General features: G+C 40.4%; 22 protein-coding genes. 17 read left to right on the top strand and 5 right to left on the bottom strand.

Going from position 1 to position 24,345, the window contains the following annotated elements; translation table 11 throughout:
- The first annotated feature begins 75 nt into the window (after positions 1–75).
- The 14 genes from AC0N32_RS13765 to AC0N32_RS13700 all read left to right on the top strand — a co-directional run bounded on the left by AC0N32_RS13765 (position 76) and on the right by AC0N32_RS13700 (position 15,207).
- Positions 76–1,740: a GLPGLI family protein gene (locus AC0N32_RS13765; protein WP_476394424.1), complete on the top strand. Its 1,665-nt coding sequence runs from the start codon at positions 76–78 to the stop codon at positions 1,738–1,740.
- Positions 1,741–2,057: 317 nt separating this feature from the next.
- The gene (gene asnB, locus AC0N32_RS13760) at positions 2,058–3,734 is read left to right on the top strand and encodes an asparagine synthase B (protein ID WP_476394423.1); all 1,677 of its coding nucleotides are present in this window, start codon (positions 2,058–2,060) and stop codon (positions 3,732–3,734) included.
- Positions 3,735–4,295: 561 nt separating this feature from the next.
- Positions 4,296–5,108, top strand: coding sequence for a hypothetical protein (locus tag AC0N32_RS13755; protein WP_476394422.1), 813 nt, complete (start codon positions 4,296–4,298; stop codon positions 5,106–5,108).
- A gap of 190 nt (positions 5,109–5,298) precedes the next feature.
- Positions 5,299–6,702: an MFS transporter gene (locus AC0N32_RS13750; RefSeq protein ID WP_476394421.1), complete on the top strand. Its 1,404-nt coding sequence runs from the start codon at positions 5,299–5,301 to the stop codon at positions 6,700–6,702.
- Between the two features lie 1,041 nt (positions 6,703–7,743).
- Positions 7,744–8,616 (top strand): pirin family protein, encoded by an 873-nt coding sequence (locus tag AC0N32_RS13745; protein ID WP_476394420.1) that lies wholly within the window; start codon positions 7,744–7,746, stop codon positions 8,614–8,616.
- A gap of 135 nt (positions 8,617–8,751) precedes the next feature.
- Positions 8,752–9,063: a GNAT family N-acetyltransferase gene (locus AC0N32_RS13740; protein ID WP_476394419.1), complete on the top strand. Its 312-nt coding sequence runs from the start codon at positions 8,752–8,754 to the stop codon at positions 9,061–9,063.
- Positions 9,064–9,110: 47 nt separating this feature from the next.
- The gene (locus tag AC0N32_RS13735) at positions 9,111–10,013 is read left to right on the top strand and encodes a pirin family protein (RefSeq protein ID WP_476394418.1); all 903 of its coding nucleotides are present in this window, start codon (positions 9,111–9,113) and stop codon (positions 10,011–10,013) included.
- Positions 10,014–10,027: 14 nt separating this feature from the next.
- Complete coding sequence (locus AC0N32_RS13730; RefSeq protein ID WP_476394417.1) at positions 10,028–10,561, top strand: NADPH-dependent FMN reductase; 534 nt, start codon at positions 10,028–10,030, stop codon at positions 10,559–10,561.
- A gap of 41 nt (positions 10,562–10,602) precedes the next feature.
- On the top strand, positions 10,603–10,821 hold the full coding sequence (locus AC0N32_RS13725; RefSeq protein WP_476394416.1) for a (4Fe-4S)-binding protein: 219 nt from the start codon (positions 10,603–10,605) through the stop codon (positions 10,819–10,821).
- Entirely contained in the window at positions 10,821–11,219 is a 399-nt protein-coding gene (locus tag AC0N32_RS13720; RefSeq protein ID WP_476394415.1) for an OsmC family protein, read from the top strand. The genes AC0N32_RS13725 and AC0N32_RS13720 overlap by 1 nt, the downstream gene beginning before the upstream one ends.
- A gap of 1 nt (position 11,220) precedes the next feature.
- A complete protein-coding gene (locus tag AC0N32_RS13715) occupies positions 11,221–11,520 on the top strand; it encodes a GNAT family N-acetyltransferase (RefSeq protein WP_476394414.1) in 300 nt (99 codons plus the stop codon).
- A gap of 147 nt (positions 11,521–11,667) precedes the next feature.
- The gene (locus tag AC0N32_RS13710) at positions 11,668–13,107 is read left to right on the top strand and encodes a sodium:solute symporter (protein WP_476394413.1); all 1,440 of its coding nucleotides are present in this window, start codon (positions 11,668–11,670) and stop codon (positions 13,105–13,107) included.
- A gap of 251 nt (positions 13,108–13,358) precedes the next feature.
- On the top strand, positions 13,359–14,210 hold the full coding sequence (locus AC0N32_RS13705) for a transketolase (RefSeq protein ID WP_476394412.1): 852 nt from the start codon (positions 13,359–13,361) through the stop codon (positions 14,208–14,210).
- Between the two features lie 49 nt (positions 14,211–14,259).
- Positions 14,260–15,207: a transketolase family protein gene (locus AC0N32_RS13700; protein WP_476394411.1), complete on the top strand. Its 948-nt coding sequence runs from the start codon at positions 14,260–14,262 to the stop codon at positions 15,205–15,207.
- A 48-nt stretch (positions 15,208–15,255) separates the two neighbouring features.
- Here AC0N32_RS13700 and AC0N32_RS13695 read toward each other — a convergent pair whose 3' ends face one another.
- From AC0N32_RS13695 to AC0N32_RS13675, 5 genes are all read right to left on the bottom strand, one after another.
- Positions 15,256–15,669 (bottom strand): DUF1348 family protein, encoded by a 414-nt coding sequence (locus AC0N32_RS13695; protein WP_476394410.1) that lies wholly within the window; start codon positions 15,667–15,669, stop codon positions 15,256–15,258.
- Positions 15,670–15,673: 4 nt separating this feature from the next.
- On the bottom strand, positions 15,674–16,201 hold the full coding sequence (locus tag AC0N32_RS13690; RefSeq protein WP_476394409.1) for a TetR/AcrR family transcriptional regulator: 528 nt from the start codon (positions 16,199–16,201) through the stop codon (positions 15,674–15,676).
- Positions 16,202–16,375: 174 nt separating this feature from the next.
- Positions 16,376–16,753, bottom strand: coding sequence for a hypothetical protein (locus tag AC0N32_RS13685; protein ID WP_476394408.1), 378 nt, complete (start codon positions 16,751–16,753; stop codon positions 16,376–16,378).
- Between the two features lie 69 nt (positions 16,754–16,822).
- Positions 16,823–17,293 (bottom strand): Lrp/AsnC family transcriptional regulator, encoded by a 471-nt coding sequence (locus AC0N32_RS13680; RefSeq protein ID WP_146941612.1) that lies wholly within the window; start codon positions 17,291–17,293, stop codon positions 16,823–16,825.
- Positions 17,294–17,427: 134 nt separating this feature from the next.
- A complete protein-coding gene (locus AC0N32_RS13675) occupies positions 17,428–22,224 on the bottom strand; it encodes a translocation/assembly module TamB domain-containing protein (RefSeq protein WP_476394407.1) in 4,797 nt (1,598 codons plus the stop codon).
- A 4-nt stretch (positions 22,225–22,228) separates the two neighbouring features.
- On the opposite strand from AC0N32_RS13675, the gene tsaD reads away from it, so the two are divergent.
- From tsaD to AC0N32_RS13660, 3 genes are read left to right on the top strand one after another with little or no spacing between them, the layout of a single operon-like run.
- Positions 22,229–23,245, top strand: coding sequence for a tRNA (adenosine(37)-N6)-threonylcarbamoyltransferase complex transferase subunit TsaD (gene tsaD, locus AC0N32_RS13670; RefSeq protein WP_476394406.1), 1,017 nt, complete (start codon positions 22,229–22,231; stop codon positions 23,243–23,245).
- A complete protein-coding gene (locus AC0N32_RS13665; protein WP_476394405.1) occupies positions 23,242–23,637 on the top strand; it encodes a hypothetical protein in 396 nt (131 codons plus the stop codon). Before tsaD ends, AC0N32_RS13665 begins: the two co-directional genes overlap by 4 nt.
- Positions 23,634–24,332, top strand: coding sequence for an RsmE family RNA methyltransferase (locus tag AC0N32_RS13660; protein WP_476394404.1), 699 nt, complete (start codon positions 23,634–23,636; stop codon positions 24,330–24,332). Before AC0N32_RS13665 ends, AC0N32_RS13660 begins: the two co-directional genes overlap by 4 nt.
- Positions 24,333–24,345 lie beyond the last annotated feature (13 nt).

The raw sequence follows: 24,345 nt of genomic DNA, 5'->3' as shown, positions 1-24,345 counted from the left end.
CTAAACCTACTTTTAAAAACTCATAGTGCAAGGAACTGATATTAAAATATATCTTTGTGAAAACCATCAACCAATATGTATCAGAGAATTTCACTCATTTTTTTTATCTTTTTATCCCTATTTACTTTCGCACAAATTTATGAAGTTCAGTACGTAAGCTCATACAACGGAAAAACAAATACAGAGCAGCCCCTCACTCTGGTCTGGGCCGACGAAAAGGAAAATTTTATCCTAAACACAAAAATCAGGAACCAAAAAGAAGAATATCCTTTTGAAATAACTAAAATTGAGAAACCCTCCAACACCGTCATTTCTTACGCCTTTTTAAAACCGGGCGAAACAATTTCAACATCCGATTCGGCATCTGTTGGCAAACAAACCTTTGAATTCACCAGCGAAACAAAAAAGATCTTAGGATATGTATGTAAAAAGGCAATCACCAAGATCAATTCCAATACTATTGAAATTTGGTATACCAATGACCTTAAAATTCAGGGTGGGCCTTCAGTACTGGGGCAAAGCCTGGGATTTGTCCTCGAAATTGAAAGAAATAAAAACAGCCTGATTACAGCCACCTCAATCAAAAAGGTAAAAAAAACCGATATGGACAAAATTCTAAACGCCCATATTACTTCTACCGATCCGCTGGGCTATAAAGATCTTGTCTGGAAAAGCAGGTTTACCACTTTAAAAGTGTTTGAAAATGAAATCATCAATTTTTCAGACGAATCGGTATCCGGCAAGGAAGTAAGAGGATTCGCTAAAGGAACAGTGATCCTTAAAAAAATTAAATTCCCTAAAATTTCACAGGGAGAAAATATTTTTGTTGAATTAAAACAGCAGTCCAATGGTGACGCTTACGACCGAACAGGAACGGTATTTTTTATTCCTCAGGACAAAAAAGAATCTTTCCTGAATGGGCTTGAACAAGGCGTAAAAACACTCCCCGTATACGATAACGGAAACGGAAAACAGTATTTCGGAGTCACAGCAACGGAAAATTACAGTCCTGCCGTTGAAATGATGCGCTTCTTTACCGCATTCGGAATCAATGAATTCAACAATCTTCAGTTAAAGGATAAAACCTGGCAAATGGTAAGTCCGTACCGCCAGGATATTACGGAACTGAAACCTTCGCTGAGCGAAAAGGAACTTTGGATAGGCGCATTTATCGGGAATTATGATAAAGGCGGACACAAAGTAAGCCTGGAAATCACCATTCATAAAAGCGATCAGGCCATTTACAAACACAATACGGTTATTCCATTATTTAACACGCTGAATATTATGGAAATGGCAGATCAGGAATATTCAACGATGTTTAATAAAGACAAAGGGCTGCTTGTAGAGTTTACGTTGAAAAAAGATCTTAAAAATGCACAATTGAGATACACCACTACCGGCCACGGCGGCTGGGAGAACGGCGATGAGTTTGTCCCGAAACTGAATTCGATTTTCTTGGACGGAAAAACAGCCTTCTCATTTGTTCCGTGGAGAACCGACTGCGGATCGTACCGATTGTACAACCCGGCTTCAGGAAACTTCCCCGATGGCCTTTCCTCCTCAGACCTCAGCAGATCCAACTGGTGCCCGGGAACCGTAACCAATCCCGATTTTATCCCGCTTGGAGATCTTAAAGCAGGAAAACACAGCATTCAGGTGAAAATCCCTCAGGGACCTACTGAAGGTACAAGTTTCAGTTCATGGAATGTTTCAGGAGTTCTGCTGGGTACTGAATAAAAAAACCTTCTTGCAAATTGGATCTGCAAGAAGGTAAAAACACAAATGATGAAAAAAAATTATTTCGAGCAACAAAGTAAGGATAAAATTTCCGGTAATAACTTATCATATATTAATGATTATTAAATTTTTATTTTGTATATGAATCATACATTAACCCGGTGAAAAAATTTAACTAAAATCCTATTGATTTTCATTTATAATTAAAATTTTTCTTTAAATAATATTATTTAGTTAAAAATATAAACTAAATGATTTTTTTTATTGTTTATTATAAACCACACTTATATTTTTGTTTCAAATTAAATGATAAAAAAATGTGTGGAATTGTATGCTTGTTTGATGCCAAACAGAAAACTGAAATATTAAGACCTCAGATCCTTGAAATGTCAAAGAAAATCCGCCACAGAGGCCCGGACTGGAGTGGCGTATTTCAGGATGAAAAAGTGGTGTTCTCCCATGAGAGGCTCGCTATCGTAGATCCTACGTCAGGAAAACAGCCGCTTTTTACCAAAGACGGAAAAGTAGTACTCGCCGTGAACGGTGAAATTTATAACCACAGAGAATTAAAGGAAGAATTTCCTGATTATGAATTTCAGACACAGTCTGACTGTGAAGTGATCTTAGCCCTCTACAGTAAACACGGCAAAGATTTCCTGGAAAAACTGAACGGCATCTTCGCCTTCTCTCTTTATGATACCGAAAATGACATCTACCTCATCGCCCGCGATCACATGGGAATTTGCCCGCTCTACCAGGGTTGGGACAAGAATGGTAATTACTATATCGCTTCCGAGCTGAAAGCACTCGAAGGAGTCTGCAAAAAGATCGAAACATTTTTACCCGGCCATCTTGTGTACAGCAAAGACGGCAACGAACTTCAGCAATGGTACAAAAGAGACTGGGAAAACTATGACTCGGTAAAAGACAACGAAACCGATATCGATACATTACGGAAAGGTCTTGAAGACGCCGTTCACAGGCAGCTGATGAGCGATGTTCCGTACGGTGTACTGCTTTCCGGAGGACTGGATTCTTCTGTAATTTCAGCGGTAACCGCAAAATTTGCCAGACAAAGAGTGGAAAGCGGCGACACCCAGGAAGCCTGGTACCCACGCTTGCATAGCTTTGCGGTAGGACTTGTCGGATCGCCGGATCTTGCGGCAGCTCAGAAAGCGGCAGAATACATAGGATCCGTGCATCACGAAGTTAACTTCACCGTCCAGGAAGGGCTTGATGCCATCCGGGATGTGATTTATCACCTGGAAACCTACGATGTCACAACCGTCCGAGCTTCTACGCCGATGTATCTTTTGGCCAGGGTTATTAAATCCATGGGAATTAAAATGGTCCTTTCCGGCGAAGGATCCGATGAGTTGTTCGGAGGCTACCTGTACTTCCACAAAGCGCCAAATGCTAAGGAATTCCATGATGAGACCGTAAGAAAATTAAGCAAGCTCCATCTCTATGACTGCCTGAGAGCCAATAAAGCCCTCATGAGCTGGGGAATTGAAGGCCGGGTACCATTTTTAGATAAAGAATTTATGGATATTGCCATGACCATCAATCCTAAAGACAAAATGGTCAACGTAAAGAAAGGGAAAATAGAAAAATGGGTACTGCGAAAAGCTTTCGAAGATATTCTTCCCGAATCTATTGCCTGGAGACAAAAAGAACAGTTTTCAGACGGGGTTGGCTATTCCTGGATCGACACTTTAAAAGAAGTCGCCGAAAAAGAAGTCACCGATGAAATGATGGCCCATGCCAGATTCAGATTTCCTTTGAACACCCCGCAGAATAAAGAAGAATATCGCTACCGAACCATCTTCGAGGAACTTTTTCCAAGCGAAACGGCCGCCGCTACCGTACCTTCCGTACCTTCCGTAGCCTGCTCCACCCCGGTCGCCCTGGAATGGGACGAAGCCTTTAAAAACATGAACGACCCAAGCGGAAGAGCGGTAAAGGTACATGAAACGTCTTACGGCGAAGCGTAGAGGTGAATGATCAATGGTCAATGGTGAATTTTGCTGCGCAAGTGAATAGTGAATTTCGCTTTGCGACTCAATTTTGTTACACAGGTGAATTTGAAACTGCAAAAAAAAATTACTATTGACAAAGAACGAATGGTGAACTTCAGACAAATTAAAATTGACAAGCGTAGCGAATTCACCCGCAGGAATTGACCATTCGCTGGGAAAGGTGAATAGTGAATTTCGCTTTGCGACTCAATTTTGCTACGCAAGTGAATTTGAAACTGCAAAAAAAAATTTACTATCGACAAAGAAAGAATGATGAACTTCAGACAAATTAAAATTGACAAGCGTAGCGAATTCACCCGCAGGAATTGACCATTCACATCATACCAATCCTGACTTGATCAATCATAAATTGTGTTCATTTTCTTCCGCCTGAATTTTAAATATTTATCAATCCTGTAGCAATACAGGATTTTCTTTTGAATTTACCTTAATAATATTGTCAGAATTTAACCGTTAATCAAATATATTATCTAATAAATAATTATATTTGGAAAACGAAAAATCAATTATAAAAAAATGAGAAGAAACATTACTCTCTTATTTGCTTTATTATCCATGACTTTGGCTTTCGGGCAGGGAAAATATGGCAAATATCTTAGCTCCAAAAAACTTGCAATGGTGTATAAAAGTGTGAAGGATGCTGAAAAAGACGACTTTTATCAACAATACTATTGGCTGGTAAAAGCCGAGCAGCTGAAAACATACCCTCACCTTAAAGATATAAAACCTAAAGTTTTATACGAATTCGTAAAAAAAGTAAACCCTCAGAATCCTACTAAAAAACTGGATGCGAGAGGAAAAGAACTGAGAGAAACCGCAGAATTATCTTTGAACCAGTATTTCAAAAACAAAAATCTTGAAAACAATTCTGTGTTGATGTACAACCTGGAAACGTATGTAGACCCTTCAAAAGGACAATACTACACCAAGATCGATGCAGAAAAAATCAAGGAACTGGTACCGAAAGAACTTTTCGCTTTCAACTCGGTAAACAGAAATACCGGCGAAGAAAAAACCTATTACCTGTGGATCGACAAAAAGAAAGATTCTTTCAATATTGTAGACATCATTCCTGAAGAAAAAGAAAACAAAGCTTTCTATGCAAGACTGAAACAGTATCTTCCGAGCTATAAATTCTCAAAGTATGTTCCTTCCGTAAAAAAAGGAACTAAGACAGACAGAACAGATGCCGACTATTACTACATCATGCCGTTTGAGCAAAATACAGACAACATCGAGTATAAAACAAAGGATTTCAAAACTTTCGAACTGAGCCAGTACAGAAAAGCCGGCGACGAGTGGAAAGGGGTTGAAAAACCAAGAAAATAATCTGAAAGTCCTGCGAAAATTTCGCAGGACTTTTTCTTTGTCCACAACGACCAGCCGGTTTATCCCTGTCACGCCGCACCGCACAAAGTTTTTAAATTCTTCCCCAAAGGAACAAATATTGCTATTCCATAACATCATTCTATTTTTCAACCAAATAAATCTGGGCATTGACTTCCAGTAACAATCAAAAATGTCAGAAGTAGTCTCACAACCTAATTCGATAAAAAAAATATTACCGCTCATCCTGGCGACGGCCATCTTCATGCAGATGCTCGATTCTACCATCCTCAATACTTCCCTGCCGGCAATAGCCCGCGACCTGAAGGAATCGCCGCTCAATATGCAGAATGCCATCATCAGCTACGTGCTCACCTTAGCCGTCTTCATGCCGGCGAGCGGTTTCCTGGCCGACCGGTTCGGAACAAAAAAAGTATTCATCGCCTCTATTGTATTGTTCAGCCTCGGATCTTTATTCTGCGCCATATCCCAAAACCTTACCCACCTCGTTATTTCGAGGGTGCTTCAGGGAATCGGAGGCAGCCTGATGACGCCGGTCGGAAAACTGGCCCTCATCAAAACATTTGATAAAAACGAACTGCTCAAAGCCATGAACTTCGCCATTATCCCCGCGCTCATCGGACCTGTTTTGGGGCCCCTGGTCGGAGGTTATATGGTCGATTACCTTTCCTGGCACTGGATCTTCCTGATCAACATTCCGATCGGTCTTGTGGGAATTACGCTGGGTTTAAAGTTTATGCCGAATTACAAATCGGCGGATGTCGATTTCGACCTTAAGGGGTTCCTGATTTTTGCCGCGGCTTCCCTCCTGCTTTCCGTTTCGCTGGAGCTGTTCGGAGATCTTCAGAATACCACCCCGGTGCTCGTGGTTTTCATTCTCGGCTTCCTTTTTATGTATTACTATTACCGTCATGCCAAAAGAGATGAAAGTCCTATTTTCCCTTTGAATCTTTTCCAGGTAAGAACCTTCCGTGTAGGAATCGTAGGAAACCTTGCGACAAGGCTCGGGATCAGTTCCGTTCCTTTATTATTACCGCTTATGATCCAGATCGCCTACAAACAATCGGCCGTTACTTCCGGATGGATCATTGCACCGATGGCCCTCACCGCCATCTTTGGGAAATCGTATGTTATCAAGATCTTAGATAAATTCGGATACCGTCAGACCCTCATGACCAACACCTTTATTATAGGGACCCTGATCTGTTTGCTGGCCATTCCCGATATCCACACTTCCCTGTACTGGTTTGTGCCGATCATTGCCGTACTCGGATTCTTCAACTCCATCCAGTTTACCTCGATGAACACCATTTCCATTGCCGACCTGCGTAATTTCCAGACCAGCAGCGGAAACTCCCTTCTTTCCGTCAACCAGCAACTGGCGATCGGATTCGGGATTGCATTCGGACTGATTGTTTTAAAGATTTTCGAAAACACCGACCTTATCCACGGTGAACCCCACAATGCCTTCCGTTATACATTTCTGACCATCGGGATCCTCACCATCATTTCAGGTTTTGTTTTCCGCAGGCTCCATATTTCGGACGGGAAAAATATGAAATCCAAAGAATCATAGCGGGATGTCTTATGATTTTAGTAGAATTTTTCAGGTTAAATAAAACCGTTCCATAGAAATAAGCTTTGCCAAGGAGATTGATATGTCAGTGCATATATTTTAACATTAAGGAATTTAGCTTTAATTTCTTAATTTTTCTCCGCTCAATAAAGTGAATTTGACTACGTTGAATCTAAAGATTTCTTCCTATTACTATTTAAGAATAAACTTAGTTTATGGAGATGAAGCAACATTAAGCAGAAATCCTAAATATGATCAGATCAAATTCAAACAGTGTCTACCGATAGGCAGATTTTATTTAAATCAAAAATTAAATAAAACTTTAGAGACTAATGCAGGATGACCTGGCAGATTCTGTCAGTACCGGTCTTTTTAAAGTCACCCAAGGGTTATTTAACTGAATAAAACATAAAAACAACAGGCCGGAGATGTCCCGGACCGGTATTATACATCTAATATATATACTTATATATCTTAAACGTATATTGATATACTTAAAACGTAGAAAAATATACATTAAATATATAATAATACGCATTAAGCGTAGAATTATACGTATTAAGTATAGAATTATACGTATTAAATATATAGAAATACGCATTAAGCGTATAATGATACATATTAAATATATACTGACATGTTTCGAATCTGCCTTTACAATTAAAGAACATCTCCCGACATCTTTTTAATAATGTGAATTCGACATAAAAATAGAGTTAGCTGACTGAAATTCATGTTATACTTACCAATTGCGTCGGGCTTTAACCTAAATTTATGGTAGGTTTCGGCTAAAGCCAATCATGATCCGATATAGGGTAAATGGGCTAAAGCCCATTTCTATTGATATTTGGATAGTATAGTTACACCAGATTCAGGTTAAAATAAATATCTGCTCGAGTTTTTTCCGTAGCGAAAAATCGAAGTTATTTTTGAAAGCTTTACGCATGACCTTTCGTAAAAAATATCCTTCCCGATATTACCACAGATCAATGCACCCGTTTTTTACTTGATTTACCTTTGCTTTATAATACCAACAATATTATGGCAACCAAAACAGTAGAAAAGATCGTCTCTCCCAGGCCGGCGCATTTTGTGGGTGACGGCTTCAGAGTTCACAACTTCATTCCGGGGATTCCGGGGATGGATATGAAAAGAATGGATCCTTTCATCATGCTCGACTACAATTCGAAGTTTCATTTCAATGGTACCGAACAGCCGCGGGGTGTAGGGGTACATCCGCACCGTGGTTTTGAAACCGTAACGATAGCCTATCAGGGAAAGGTGCAGCACCACGACAGCGCGGGCGGCGGCGGGATCATCGGGGAAGGAGACGTACAATGGATGACGGCGGCGAAAGGCGTGCTCCATAAAGAATATCATGAAAAAGAATGGGCAAAGACCGGCGGGATCTTCCAGATGGTTCAGCTGTGGATCAATCTTCCGTCCGTATACAAAATGAGCTGCCCGAAATACCAGGCCATCCGGAACAGTGATATGACCAATGTTGACCTTGGCGAAAACGGCCACATTGAAATTATTGCCGGGACATATAAAGATCAGAAAGGGCCTGCCTCCACCTTCAGCCCTGTTCATGTGATGAATGCCAGACTTAAGAAGGACGGAAAAGCAGCGTTCAGCTTTCCTTCCGGTTTCAATACGGCTGCGCTGGTGATCGAAGGCAGCATCACTGTTAATGAACAGAAAGCAGCGGTTAACCATTTGGTTTTATTCAGAAATGATGGCGAAAATTTTACCGTCAGCGCACAGGAAGACAGCATTATCCTGATCATAAGCGGCATGCCTCTTGACGAGCCGATCTATGCACACGGCCCGTTTGTGATGAACTCCAGGGAAGAAATCATGCAGGCTTTCGAAGATTACAACATGGGGAGATTTGGGTATCTGCCGGATTAATTTAACCTTAATTTAAATTCAATTTATTATTTTTCATTACTTTTATGGAAAATGTTGATAAAGTTTTGTCAGAAAAACAGATCGGTAAAAATTTGTTTTAATTGATCTGAGCTTTATCCTTAAACCATAAAAACGATGAAGCCTGAATTCAAAAACATTCCCTTGCAGGATACCGGAGATCGATTTGAAATAGAATTCAACGGAAGCTCGGCCTTTATCGATTATCGTAAAATGGGAAGCCAGATTGCTCTGAACCATACGGAATCTGATCTCCTGATCGCCGGGACCGGTGCCGCAGAAGCCGTTGTGGAAAAGACACTCCGGTATATTGAAGACCATCAGAAGAAAGCATTGCCCTTCTGCCCTTACATACAGGCCTTCATCAGGAAAAACCCCGAGTGGAAACGCGTGGTGGATGAAAGATTCCACGGATACGACCAGCTATAAACATTGATAAATAAAATCATATCAGCTTTAATAAAAAATTAATCATCATGTCAAATATCGGACTTATTATAGAAGAGAAATCGGCCGACATCGGCAACTTCCTGGTGGGTAGACTTCTGCCTTTCCGCGAGAAAAGAGCGGTTGGCCCTTTTGTTTTTATCGACCACATGGGGCCGGCAGACCTTAAAGATTATCAGAACCTGGAGGTTCCTCCGCATCCGCACATCGGGCTTTCTACCCTTACCTATCTCCTGGAAGGGTCGATCTTTCACAGGGACAGCCTCGGCAGCGCACTGGAAATCCAGCCGGGAGCAGTAAACTGGATGACGGCAGGAAAAGGAGTGGTACATTCTGAAAGAACCCCTGAGCACCTCAGACATTCGGACAAAAGACTTCACGGATTCCAGATCTGGGTAGGACTTCCCAAGCATCTGGAGCAGTCGGAACCTACCTTCCATCATACCGAAGCTAATGAAATCCCGGTTTGGGAGGAAGATGGCATTCAGTATAAGCTGATCGCCGGGGAAGCTTTCGGCAGACAGTCGCCGGTTCCCGTTCACAGCAAATTATTTTTTATCGAAATTAAAACAAAAGATGCCAAAAAAATCAGCATCGGAAAAGATCTTTACGGGGAAGCCGCGATGTATGTCCTGGACGGAACGGTAACGACGGACGGAAATTCTTACGGCTCGAGGCAGCTTATGATCGCTAAGGATACCAAACTTTGCGAGTTTGACATGAGCGAAAACGGAACGGTGTATCTTTTCGGCGGCGAGCCCTTCGATGAAGAACGCTTTATCTTCTGGAATTTTGTAAATTCCGACAAAGAACGGATCGAGCAGGCCAAAGTAAACTGGAACGACCAGAATCACGAGGCTTTCCCGCTGGTGCCGGGAGACGAAATAGAATATGTACCGCTACCCAAAGCGATATTAAACAGGAAACCTTAGGAAGAAATTATACTATGAAAATATTAGCATTTGCAGGAAGTACTTCTTCCACTTCTATCAATAAAGAACTCGTAAAATTTGTTTTAAAGGATTTTCGGAATGAGGAGATCAATTTGCTTGATTTAAATGATTTCGATATGCCCGTATTTTCCGTAGACCGTGAAAAGAAAGGATTTCCGGATGAGGCCCATCATTTTTTGAAAGTAATTGAGCAATGTGATGTTATTATCTGTTCGCTTGCTGAACATAACAGGTCTTACAGTGCTGCCTTTAAGAATGTTTTCGACTGGGCGTCGAGGATCAATGTAAAAGTCTTCCAAAATAAGCCGATGCTGCTGATGTCTACTTCTCCCGGCGGATACGGCGGCGGAAATGTTATGAATACGGCAAAAACATTCTTCCCTCAATTTGGCGGCGATGTAAAAGAGACGTTCTCCCTTCCCAAGTTCTACGAAAACTTCGATCTGGAAACCGGTGTCATCAATCCTGAAATGCTGAAGGAGCTTAAGGATAAAATACTAAATTTTAAAAATCAGATCAGCAACTGATTCCTGACAGAAGAATAAAAAAACTTTAAACAAAAATTGATATGGAAACACACGAATATGCAGCAGGAGAAATAACAGTCATCTGGCAGCCTAAAAAATGTATTCACGCAGGAGTGTGCGTAAAAACACTTCCTAAAGTGTATAATCCCAAAGAAAGACCGTGGCTGAAACCTGAAAATGCAACAGCCGAAGAGCTCAGAAAACAGATTGATCTTTGCCCTTCCGGAGCATTAAGTTATACATTCAATACCGCAATATAATGGCTATCACCGTAAAAGCCAGTTTAGGCAAAGAGAAATATTACACGGAAGTGGTCGCCGGTGAGAATACCCTGATCACCGATGAACCGGTAGATAAAGGCGGCGGAAACAAAGGCTTCAACCCCTTTGAGATCCTGGCAACATCACTGGCAAGCTGCACGGCAGCCACCCTCAGAATGTATATCGACAGAAAAGAATGGGATATCGAAACCATCAATGTAGAAGTGGAGCTTGAGAATTTCCCGCTCACCAAAAGAGCGATTTTCAAGAGGAATATTACGTTCGAAGGCACAGTTCTTGACGAGGAACGTATCAAAAGACTCCGCACCATAGCGGATGCCTGTCCTATTCATAAAATACTGACCAACGACATAGAAATATTAACCAAATTTTCATAATATGATTGAAGTAAAACAAAACAACAACGAAAAAAACGGAAGCTTTGAAGCCTTCATCGATGGAAACCATGCCGGCCTGATGACCTATACCTGGGCCGGAGAAGAAAGATTTATCATTGACCATACGGAAGTGGAAGAAGCCTACAACGGTAAAGGCGTTGGCAAGGAAATGCTGCTTTCTGCGGTAGATTTTGCAAGAAAGAACAATAAGACCATTATTCCGCTCTGTCCTTTTGCAAAAGCTACTTTCCAGAAGCATGAAGATCTTCAGGATGTACTGGTGAATAAAACACAGGCTTAATTGGGATTAAGGTTGAGATTAAGATTTAATTTTATCTCTATCTAAATTTTTAAAAAGACTACCTTTCGGGACACATCCGGAAGGTTTTTTATTTTTTGAGCAGAATATAAAAAAACTATATTTGCTAAAATTTTAATTTAACAGAACATGTCTCCGATTATATTATTATCCATTATCATTATCTATTTCGCACTGCTGCTTTGGGTGGCCTACAAAACCGGAAAAGGAAGTGATAATGAAAGTTTCTTTATCGGGAACAGGAAGAGCAACTGGATGCTGGTGGCCTTCGGGATGATCGGTACATCTTTGTCGGGCGTTACTTTTGTAAGTGTTCCGGGAGCGGTAGGAAATGATAAGTTTTCTTATCTGCAGATCACCCTGGGATACCTGATCGGCTATATCGTGGTTGCCTACGTTCTTCTGCCTTTATACTACAGGCTTAAGCTGACCTCCATCTACGGATACCTCCAGCAGAGGATGGGACAGCTATCTTATAAATCGGGTGCTTGGATCTTCATCGTGTCAAGATTGGTGGGTGCCACAGCGAGATTGTATCTTGTGGTTAATATTTTACAGGTCGCCATCCTGGACAGCCTCGGGGTTCCTTTCATTGTAACGACCCTGATCATTCTGGCCATGATTATTCTTTATACGTACGAAGGCGGTGTAAAGACCATCGTCTGGACCGATACGCTTCAGACTTCATGTATGCTGCTGGGGTTAATCATCTGCACCGTTTATATGCTCAACCATCTGGGATTAAGCCTTGGTGACAGTTTTACCGCCATGAACGAAAAAGGCTACACCCGGATCTTTGATTTTGATCCTCACCAGAAAAGCTTTTTTATTAAACAAATATTTGCCGGAGCTTTTATAACGATTACGATGACCGGTATCGACCAGGAAATGATGCAGAAAAGCTTATCGGTAACCCGACTGAAAGATTCCCAGAAAAACATGGTGACTCTTGGATTTATCCTTCTGGGCGTAATTTCGCTATTCCTCTATATGGGCGGGCTTCTTCATCTTTATGGCGCACAAGAGAACGTGGCCAGCGCGGGAGATCAGCTTTTCCCGGATATTGCTTTGAACCACATGCCGCCTTTTATCTCTATAATCTTCATCATTGCATTGATATCAGCTTTATTTCCAAGTGCAGACGGGGCCATGACTGCGCTTACCTCATCACTGTGTATCGATATTTTCGGAATGCGGGAAAAAAAGCATTGGGACGACGGGAAAAAAGAAAAATTCAGGAAGAACATTCACCTTTTGGTCGCGTTGTCATTCCTGATCATGGTGGTTATCTTTAAAGTCATTAATGACAATTCGATGATCGGTCTGATCCTTAAGCTTGCAGGATTCACTTACGGGCCTCTGTTAGGACTCTTTGCCTTTGGTATTTTCACGAAGTACAAGGTGAAGGATAATCTGGTACCTTTTGTATGCATCGCTGCCCCGGTGATTTCTTTCTTTATCGACAAATACCAGGAAACCCTTTTCGGAGAATTTAAAATCGGGCTGGAACTGCTCATCATTAACGGTTTGCTGACGTTTATCGGACTTTGGCTGATCAGAAGGAAATAATTTTCATTTAATACAGATTTATTGCATTTTACTTATCATTTCCAGTTAAAAAATAAAGTAATGATAAAAATGTGACTGCATTCAGGCGGGCGCTCGGTAAGGTTATCAATATAAAATCAATTTGTTTAGATTTAAAAATACTTATCATATAAAATACGTTAAAAGATTAAAATCCGGGTGCAAATCCGGGTTTTTACATTTCCGTAAGCCACTAAAAAATTGTAGATTTGTGTGCATATAAATTCTAAGCAATGAGTAAAAGCATCGAAGAGTTGAAATCTCTTACTACGCAGATCAGAAGAGACATTTTAAGAATGGTTCACGCTGTGAATTCCGGTCACCCAGGTGGAAGTTTAGGTTGTACTGAATTCTTTACAGCCCTTTACGGAAAGGTGATGAATTATAAACTGCCTTTCACGATGGAGGGTAAGAATGAAGATCATTTTTATCTTTCAAACGGACATATTTCTCCGGTATTCTATTCTACTTTAGCCAGATTCGGGTTTTTCCCGGTGAGTGAACTGGGGACTTTCAGAAAACTGGATTCGAGATTACAGGGACACCCGACAACTCATGAAGGGCTTCCGGGGATCAGAGTGGCTTCAGGCTCTTTGGGACAGGGACTTTCGGTTGCTTTAGGTGCAGCTCAGGGCAAGAAATTAGACGGAGATCAATCTTTGGTATATACTTTACAGGGAGACGGAGAACTGCAGGAAGGCCAGAACTGGGAAGCTTTCATGTATGCAGCTTCCAAAAAAGTTGACAATATCATTTCAACAATCGACTATAACGGGCAGCAGATTGACGGAAGTACAGACAACGTACTTTCTTTAGGAAATCTTCATGCCAAGCTGGAAGCGTTCGGATGGACGGTTCTGGAAGAGAAAAACGGTAACGATCTTGAAGCAGTCATTGCTATTCTTGAAAAGGCAAAAACCGAAACAGGAAAAGAAAAGCCGGTAGCGATTATTCTTCATACGCAGATGGGTAACGGTGTTGACTTTATGATGGGGTCTCACGCATGGCACGGAAAAGCGCCTAGCGACGAGCAATTGGCAACAGCCATCAAACAATTGTATTTAGAAGCACCTGCTGATTATTAATTACCAGAGTAATAAGTAATTTTTCAATCTTTAAATTTTTAAATTAATAATGAAATATACATATACAGAAAAAAAAGATACCCGTTCAGGATTCGGAGCCGGACTTGCTGAACTCGCAGATACTCATCCTAATGTTGTAGCACTTTGTGCCGACCTTATCGGATCTTTGAAAATGGAAAAATTCATTGAGAAAGCGCCGGAAAGATTTTTTCAGGTAGGTATCGCAGAAGCCAACATGATGGGGATGGCGGCAGGATTAAGCATTACCGGAAAAATTCCTTTTACGGGAACTTTCGCTAACTTTTCCACATCCAGAGTATATGATCAGATCCGTCAGTCTATTGCTTATTCCAACAAAAACGTTAAAATCTGTGCATCTCATGCCGGACTTACTTTAGGGGAAGACGGAGCTACCCACCAGGTTCTGGAAGACATCGGGATGATGAAAATGCTTCCGGGAATGACGGTCATCAACCCTTGTGATTACAATCAGACAAAAGCGGCTACTTTAGCCATTGCTGATTTTGAAGGCCCTGTTTACTTACGATTCGGAAGACCGGTGGTTCCTGTTTTCATCCCGGAAAATATGCCTTTCGAAATCGGAAAAGGAATTATGCTGCAGGAAGGAACTGATGTAACCATCGTGGCAACAGGTCACTTGGTTTGGGAATCTTTATTAGCGGCTGATGAGCTTGAAAAAGAAGGTATTTCTTGCGAAGTGATCAATATCCATACGATTAAACCTTTAGACGAAGAAATCATCCTAAAATCGGTAGAAAAGACCGGAAAGATCGTAACTGCCGAAGAGCACAACTATCTTGGCGGCCTTGGAGAATCTATTGCGGGAATGCTTGCCAGAAAAAGACCAACCAGACAGGAGTTCGTTGCGGTGAATGATACCTTCGGGGAATCTGCAACGCCTGCTGAACTGATGAAGAAGTATAAAATCGATTCTACTGCGGTACAAGAAGCGGTAAAGAGAATTTTAGATAAATAATTTCTTTTGAGATAATAAAAAAAGCATCCTTTCCGGATGCTTTTTTTGTTATTTGAACTTTCTGTCTTCTTCCTGTATTTCCAGATCGTTGATGCTTGCAAATCTTTTTCTCATTAAACCATTCTCGTCAAACTCCCAGTTTTCGTTTCCATAAGCCCGAAACCAGTTCCCTTCTTTGGTTTGATATTCGTATTCAAAACGAACGGCAATCCGGTTTTCGGTATGTGCCCAATATTCTTTTTTTAATTGATAGTTAAGCTCCCTTTCCCATTTTTTAGAAAGAAATTTTACGATTTCATCTCTGCCGTTCACAAATTGATCTCTGTTTCTCCATTCGCTGTCTACGGTATATGCCCTGGAAACTTTTTCAGGATCCTGACTATTCCATGCATCTTCTGCCAATTGGATTTTTTCTAAAGCCGTTTCAAATGTAAAGGGTGGAAGTGGATGTTTCTGTTCCATAATATTACTTAATTAGTTGGTTGATGATTATTTTTGATTTTTCTATCAATTCATTTGATCTGAAAAGCTGGCTTTCAACAATACAGCTTTCAAACAGCAGATAAATATGATCCGAAAGATCTTTATCTTCCATTAATTCAGAAAAATAAGTCCTCAAATCTTTTTTATGATGTTGAATTACCTTTAATATTTTCACATGATCTGCAGGAATTTCAGACAAAATATTCAGGAAGCTGCAGCCTCTGAAATTTTCTTTCTGATTCATGTATATTAAAAAATCGAAAGAAGAAATGAGTTTAGATTTCACATCCTCTTTCTTTGAAATGAATTGATGCAATTCATTAAACCAATAGTCGTGTCTTACATTTAAAAATTCTACACACAAATCTTCTTTAGATTTAAAATATTGATAGAAGCTTGCTCTAGCAACATTAGCCTCAGAAATAATCTGATTAATTCCCGTAGAATTATATCCCTGTTTCGCAAAGAGGTCGAAGGTGGTATTAATGATTCTTTCTTTTGGTGATTGCATATTCTGTTTATTAACAAGGCAAATGTACAATTTAATTTTTAAAACAGACAGACCAGTCTGTCTATATTTATTTTATAGATATGTCTATTATGCTGATCAATGGCCAAAACAACACGAGCGGACTAAGTCCGCTCGTGTTGATATTATTAAGAAATATATTTTGTCTTTAAAAAATTATCTGAAAAACTTCCACTTCGGAATAATGGCCAGCATTCCAAAACCTGTAAACAGGAAAAGATTGGTGACATCCGTATAAAGGAACGTCGAAAGATAATAACTATGCATAAAGAAATGCAGCACCAATAAGGCAGGAAAGGCAAAGATGCCTATTTTGCGGTAGAAATACATCAGTACCAGGCTTACTGCCATTAAAGCATCAATGGCAAAAATAACAAAGAAATACCATCTGGGAATATGAAGATATTCGTGTTGCAGATACTCATCGAGATCGATTCCGAATCCCATTAAAGTAAAAATCATCAATGCCGCAAAAGCCAGAATAAATCCCCATCCTTTTTTAGGATCCTCGTCAAAATAGCTGTATTCTTCCATAGGTACAAAAATAAAGAACTTATGAGAGATTTCATAAGTTCTTTTATATAATTCTTTTTAAAATCCGGATTATACAGAGATCGCGTTGATCAGTCTGTTTTTGTCGCTTAAGTATTCTTCCATAGAAATCATACTTTCGGTTCTCATGACATCCTGAATATCATCGATCTGGTAAATAATCCTTTTGGCATCTTCCGTATTTTTCGCTCTTACTTTGCAGAAAATGTTATATTTCCCTGAAATAACGCTGGCTTCAATTACGTTAGGAATGCTTGTCAACTCCTTCAATACCTCTTGTGTACGGTTTGATTTCGTTAATAAAATTCCGATGAAAGCGGTGAAATGGTAGTCCAGCTTTCCGTAATCGATGTTTAGAGATGATCCCAAAATAATACCTGCATCTTCCATCTTTTTCACTCTTACGTGAATTGTACCAGCGGAAACATCCATCTGTTTAGCAATTTCTGTAAAAGGCATTCTTGTGTTTTCTACTAAGAAATCAAGAATTTTCTTGTCTATTTCGTCCAGTTGATAGTTCATATTAGTTAAATTACAATTTTCTTAAAAAAACAATGTATTTTTTGCAAATTTATAAAAAATAATTTAACAAAAAAAATTATATCAAATATTAACAATAATTAACACCTATGATAAAAATCATTAAAGAATCAAAATTATTTGGTTACTGATTTTGTGGAATCTGTTTTTATTTCAGTTCTATTCCCGGCGGATTTTTTGTCTTTTCTCTTCTTTTTGAAAAAAGAATTAAAACTCTTACTCCAAACGATCCCTCCGCCATAAGCCTGATTAGCAGTCCCGTTTGATCCGGCACCATTAATAACACCGATATTCGACGGTTTTGAGTAGCCTCTTAAGATAAGGCTTCCATCATTTTTCTTGGAAATATCATATTCTATCGTTCCCTCCCCGGAGAGATAATTGGCTTCCGTATTCTCTGTTTTGGTCAGAGGAATTCCCAATCCGGTCTTTACTTTAACCCTTGGTGAAAGGGCGAAACTCACCCCGGCATTGGCCCGGTCTCCGGTATTGGAATATTGGTCTCCTTTTACATAATTAAGGTCGATCTGGAATTCATTACTCATGGTATTCAAAACAGAGCCTAACTGCTTCAAAAGCATATTATATCCGGAAGATTCTGCGACACCCGCTACGTCTACATCCACACCGCCGGTTTTCGAAACATTAAAGCTGTTTAAAAGCAACACGGAACCGAACTGCAATACTTTCTCTCCTTCCTGGCTCATCTTGGCCGCAAGCGTCTCTTTCACCTGACTGGAAACATCCAGGGCCGTCACGTCAAGATCGACTTTCGGATCTACGAGAGACTGTGTAATATTAGCCTGAAGCAAGATACTGATCGGCTGCAGACTTCCCATATTCAGATATTCTCCTGCATTGGAAACCATTCTTACGTAGTTTGCCGTAATATCCAGCGCAGGTTTCATCGCATCGCCGTCCCATCTGATGCTGCTTCCTTTTTCGATCTGGAAAGTTTTATTGAGGATTGCTTTGGAAACAAATGTTCCGTTTTCCACTTTATAGGTTCCATTCATGGCAATATTGCCCTGTCTGCTCATCTGGAAACGCAACTTTTCAGCAGCCCCCTTTACGGTAATATTTCCGACATCGTCACCAATCAGGACGTTTACGGTCGTTCCTTTATCAACATCCAGCGCAAAATCAATGTTCATATTAGCGCCTGTTTTCTTTTTATCCTCCAAAGTGACAAGACCGTCCTTCCCTTCTTTGAGGAATCTCAGCATTTTAAATTCTTCTACATTAGACGTTGATCCTGAATTGAATGTAAACGTACTTCCGCTTAAAGCTTTCATATTCGGCGTAGAAAGGCTTAAGCCCGAGACCGGACCATCCACATAGAGATCTCCCTGTCCGTAAACCCTGCCCCAGAAAAGGTCATAGTCTTTCTGAGTTGTATTTAAAACCAATAAATTATCTGCCCTCATTACAAGGTTAACCCCCATCGATGAAAGTGTCTCAAACTGTACCGCTCCTGAGATATTTCCTTTGGAATTCGTTCTTCCGTCGTGAACTTCTATATTATTGAGAATGGCTAAACCTTTGGTTAATGGAATTACCGTATCATCAAATGAATAATCCACACCGGTGAAGAGCAGTTTTAACCCAAACCCTTTTAAGGCAATATCGCCACTGTAATCCAAATCACTGAATTTGCCGCTGATCTTCAGATCTCCGGTTGCCTTACCTCTCAGGTTTCCGAACACGGTGGTAACGAACTGCTGGGCAAAAGCAATATCAAAATCTCTCATTTCGGCCGTAAGATCTATCGTCGGCGAAGAAGTATTGTTATTGACCGTACCGGTCACATGAAGGCTGTTGTTTCCGATAACGCCGGCTGAATTTACTTTTATATCGACATCATACACATTCAGAGAGAATCCGTTGGTTGCAGAAATCGTAATATCTCCCATATCATTTCCATTCATCATGATATCGTCTATGGTCATGTCGACCAAAGGCTGCAGGGTACTTTTATCCATACGGATTTTCACATTTCCGTTGGCAAGGCCCTTGATATTCATTGAATTTCCGCCGGGTTGCATTTCCATCAGTTTTTCTATCGCAAAATCGTTGACTTCGGCATCGACGTAAAAATCTTTGGCGGATTTGAACTGCGCTTCTTTTATCAGCAAAGCACTTTTATCAGAATATATCCTCAGATTCCTGATATCGAAATCTTTCTCCTTTTTACGGTAGGTAATGGAATGATTCAGTTCGGGGCTTGTATCGATAGCCCATGTTACCTCATTAAATTTCACTTCAGTCGGCTCAAACCGAAAAACAAAATCCCCCCCCTCGTTGGTAGACTGGTTCACATTGATGGCATATTCCTTAAGGTTGTCATCCAGCTCATCTTCCGGACTTCCATGTCTGAATTTTGCAGCGAGATGAAGAACAGTGTTGTTTTCATTTCTCCCGCTCAGTGTAAGGTCTTTAATAATATTTTTATTGTACTGTACCCTGTTGATCTTCGCAAAAATCTGCTCATCAAGATTGGCTGTATTGATTCTTACCATCACGCTGTCTACCATTGCGCTGTCTCTCGTGATGTTGCTTCTTTCATTGATCGCGTAAGCAGGATTGGCTGCAGCCAGAGCTTTATCAGCTTCGGTGATTTCCTCTTTTTTCGTCATGATATATTTTAAAGACGCTGCATCCAGGTTTAAAATAAGATTATTGGAGTTTCCGTCGTACTGGCCTTCAACCTTCGCTCCCTGCGGCAATTTAAGATCCGGAAGGAAGTAGCTGATCAGGCCTTGCTGAACATCGAAGTTCATGGCAAAGCTCTGCCCCCTGTAGATTTTTCTCGGGGCAGGTCCTACAAGAATTTTGTTTAATCCGTTTTCTACCATTCCGGCGAGATCTCCAAGGTTATATCTTCCTGAAATCTTACCGTTGGCTGCTCCCGGCGCATCGACATCGATGACCCGGCCTCCGTTTTCAATAAACGTTTTCAGCTTTGCACTCGGAATGGAATATTTCTGGGTCGCCGTGGCAAAATTAATTCCATTGGCTTCTACATCCAATGTAAGATCGTTGATGGATGACATCGACATTTTACCGTTTACCCTTCCGCTCAGAACCTGAGTTCCGGGTTTATTGGTAAAGTAATTCATGTTGAGATAATTCACATCCGCATTCACATTCATGGAAACTCTTGAAGTGCTGAAATCAATTAATCCTTTAATATTGGCTTTTGCCTGTTCATCATTGACGGTGATGAGTCCGTTATACTTTTTATGATCCAAAAGGCCTTCGAGATATACATTATTGATCTCCTTATCCATGATCTCAATACTGGTAATCCTGGACTTGGTGGTGAGCCTCATGGTATTGACGTCAAAGCTCTGCCCGTTGATATCAAATCTTCCTGAAATTAAGCCGACGGATTTGTTTTTGGTAATAACAGACGTATTCAGATCTTTAACCTCGGCAATTCCGACGTATTTAGGCATGGATGAACTGTAATCCGTTAAAGAAAACTGCGTGATTTTTGCCTGTCCGATTCCTGTCATTAAATTCCCGCTGGAAACATATACCCGATTTGGATTTACGCTTGCCGTTCCGTTATATTTCAATTTTCCGAAGTCATCGGCAAAATTTTTCATCTTTGTGGAAATAAATGAAGGCATCATTGCTTTCAGATCTTTATAGGTAAAGTCTGCCGAAAGATTGTTGGTTTCGATTAAAAAATTACCTTTCAGCAATCTGTTCACTTTCATGCTTTTGGTGGCAATATTCACATCCGGATTTCTGATCAGGAAATTATCCAGTTTAAAATCATTCAGCGGGCCTGCCATTTTCCCTGAAATATTAAACGGTTTAAAATTGTCCCAGTTCGTCACAAAATAACTGATGTCATAGCCGCTTAGCTGGCTTCCCTGCATAAGATTCATTTCCCATTTTACTTTATCTGCAAAATCAGACCACGATCCGTCATCATGAAGATTGAATTTAATATCTCCTTGCAAAAGCGAATGGTCCGTATTTAAGGTCAGGTCCTTCAATGAAAGGTAATCCGGCGTCATCGAAAGTTCCGTAGAGAAAGTATCGACAAAATGAGGCTTGCCCCATCTTGTCGTCGTGAAAGTCATATTATTGATGAGCGCTGAAATGTTCCTTCCGTTTACCTTTACATTCGGCGCTTTCAGATTAAAGTTGGTAGCGGTCAGCCACTTCCCTTTTTCGCCCGGTGAATTTAAATTGACAATAGAAACTTTGGAATCCAGAATCTGTAGTCTTGAATCCAGCTGAAAAGGAGGCTTGTTCGGATCCCTTTTCTTACCGCTGTCGAATAATTGTGTGAAGCGGATGAAATTTGAGATACTGTCGCCCTTATAGGTAATGACTTTTACGTCGGCATTTTTTAAGGTTAAAGAATTAAAGCTTAAAGAGTTGTTTTTGGTGATATTTTTAACCAGAGAAAGCCAGTTGGAATTGGCAATAAATTCTTTTGACTGAATAAAATCATATCCTTTATAGTCTTTGATTTTCAATCCTTTGATCTTTACATTTCCAAAAAAATTGACTTCAACGCTTTCGGTAGACATCTGCGCCTTAAAATCCCTATTGACAACCTGCAGCGCCTGGTCTGCCGCCCATTGTTTGGTCACGGGAAGATTAATAATGATGAAAATAGAAACCACAAGGCCGAGACCGAGCCAGAAAAGAATCAGCAGAAGACGTGCCCACCAAGAGTAGCTGGTAACATCTTTTACGGCCTGTTTTCCGAACTCTTCAGCAGTTTCCACAGGATGTTTAATGGCATCGGAAGCCAGTTCGGAAGCTTCTTTCACCGTCTCCTTTACCTTATCTCCGGCGTTTTCAACGGCCTTCTGTACCTGATTACCTAGGTTTTCAGCTACTGATTTTTTGTTCTCATTCTCGTTATTATTCTCTAACTTTGCCATTATTATGAGCGACTCTATAATTTTAGGTATTGAATCGTCTTGCGACGATACATCAGCAGCTATCATCAAGGGAAATTCTATTCTGTCGAACATTGCTGCAAACCAGGCAATCCATAAAGAGTATGGAGGTGTTGTTCCTGAGCTTGCATCGCGTGCCCATCAGCAAAATATCATCCCCGTTGTTGAAAAATCTTTAACTAAAGCAAATATACAACAAAATGCAATTTCCGCGATAGGTTTTACCCGCGGACCCGGACTTTTAGGATCACTCCTGGTGGGAACTTCCTTTGCTAAGTCTTTGGCAATGAGCTTAGACGTCCCCCTGATTGAAGTAAACCACCTCCAGGCGCATATTTTAGCGCATTTCATTGACGATGCAAATCCTATGCCGCCTAAATTCCCTTTTCTGTGCCTCACCGTGAGCGGTGGACATACGATGATCGTCCTGGTAAAGGACTATTTTGACATGGAGATCATCGGGAAAACAACCGATGATGCCGCCGGGGAAGCTTTCGATAAGATCGGAAAAATTTTTGACCTTGATTATCCTGCAGGCCCTGTCATAGACAGGCTTGCGAAAGAAGGAAATCCCGATGTTTTCAAATTTAATAAACCGAAACTCGAAAATTACGACTATTCTTTCAGTGGTATAAAAACCTCTGTGTTATATTTTATTCAGAAAGAAGTACGCAAGGATGCGGATTTTGTTAAAAATAACCTGAACGATCTTTGTGCTTCGGTACAAAAATCAATCATTGAAATCCTGATGAACAAGCTGGAAAAAGCCGCACAAGATCTCGGAATTAAAGAAGTGGCTATTGCCGGTGGTGTTTCAGCAAATTCGGCATTGAGAAAAGCGATGGAAATTAACCACGAAAAACTAGGCTGGAATATTTACATCCCAAAATTCGAATACACCACGGATAACGCGGCGATGATCGCCATGGTGGCCCAACTGAAATTTGAACGAGGCGAATTTACGGATTTAAGAACCAGTGCAACATCAAAATACGATCTATGAAAATTCTTTTAGAAGAAAAAGTACTGGGAACGCAGTCTAAGAAAAATTCAAAGTATTATTGGATTTTAGAAACCGTTACCGGAAAAAATGATGCATCGGATATTTCTATGGACTATTTCCCATCCTCATCTGAAAAGGGTTATATTCAGGATATAAAAGAAGAAGTTATAGAAAAAATAAATTCTGAAAATATCTTCAGTTTCCCCTACGAACCTAAAGAAGGGGATTATTTATCCATTAAAAACAATTTGAGAAAACAGGAATATTTAAATCTGATTTTCATAAACAACAACTGGATAGAAGAAATTTTCATGTGCTCTTACCGTGATTGTGATACGGACATTTACACAACAATAAAAACAGGAGTTGCCTTTTTAACGCAAGATATATGAAGCTATTCTACGGAAAAATCGAAGGAAATCAAGTAACGATCAGCGACGAAGAACAACAACATATGATAAAAGTTCTTCGTATGAAGGAAGGTGAAGCCATTCACGTAACAGACGGAAAAGGAAATCTTGCTTCCGGAACTCTGATGATTGAAGGCAAAAAAGCGATTCTTTCTGTCGATGAAATCCAAACCAATTTGCCCGACTTTCAGCCGAAGCTGCATATTGCCATCGCTCCGACAAAAAATATCGACCGTATTGAATTCTTTATCGAAAAGGCTGTGGAAATGGGCATTTCTGAAATTACTATTTTACAAACCGAAAAAACAGAACGTAAAAACCTCAACATCGACAAACTCAGAAAACAGGCTATAGCCGCCTCTAAACAAAGTTTGAGGTTTCACTTTCCGATCATCAATGACAGCATTAAAATTCCGGATTTTTTAAAAACCATTACCCCCGATAGTACTTTTGTGGCTCATTGTCATGAAAATCTCCACAGAATCGGATTGAAAGAAATTCCAAAGGCTGAACAGATTACATTCCTGATCGGTCCTGAAGGCGATTTTTCTGAAAAGGAAATCCTGTTACTGGCCGGACATGATGTAAAAGCCGTTTCCCTGGGAAATCAAAGATTAAGAACCGAAACCGCCGGGATTTTCGTTGCCGCGTGGAATTATTATCGTATGGAATCGTAAAGATTTTTCTAAT

The organism is Chryseobacterium endophyticum, assembly GCF_056333165.1.
The sequence above is the reverse complement of the archived record's forward strand: the minus strand, read 5'-3'. Positions and strand labels throughout refer to the sequence as shown.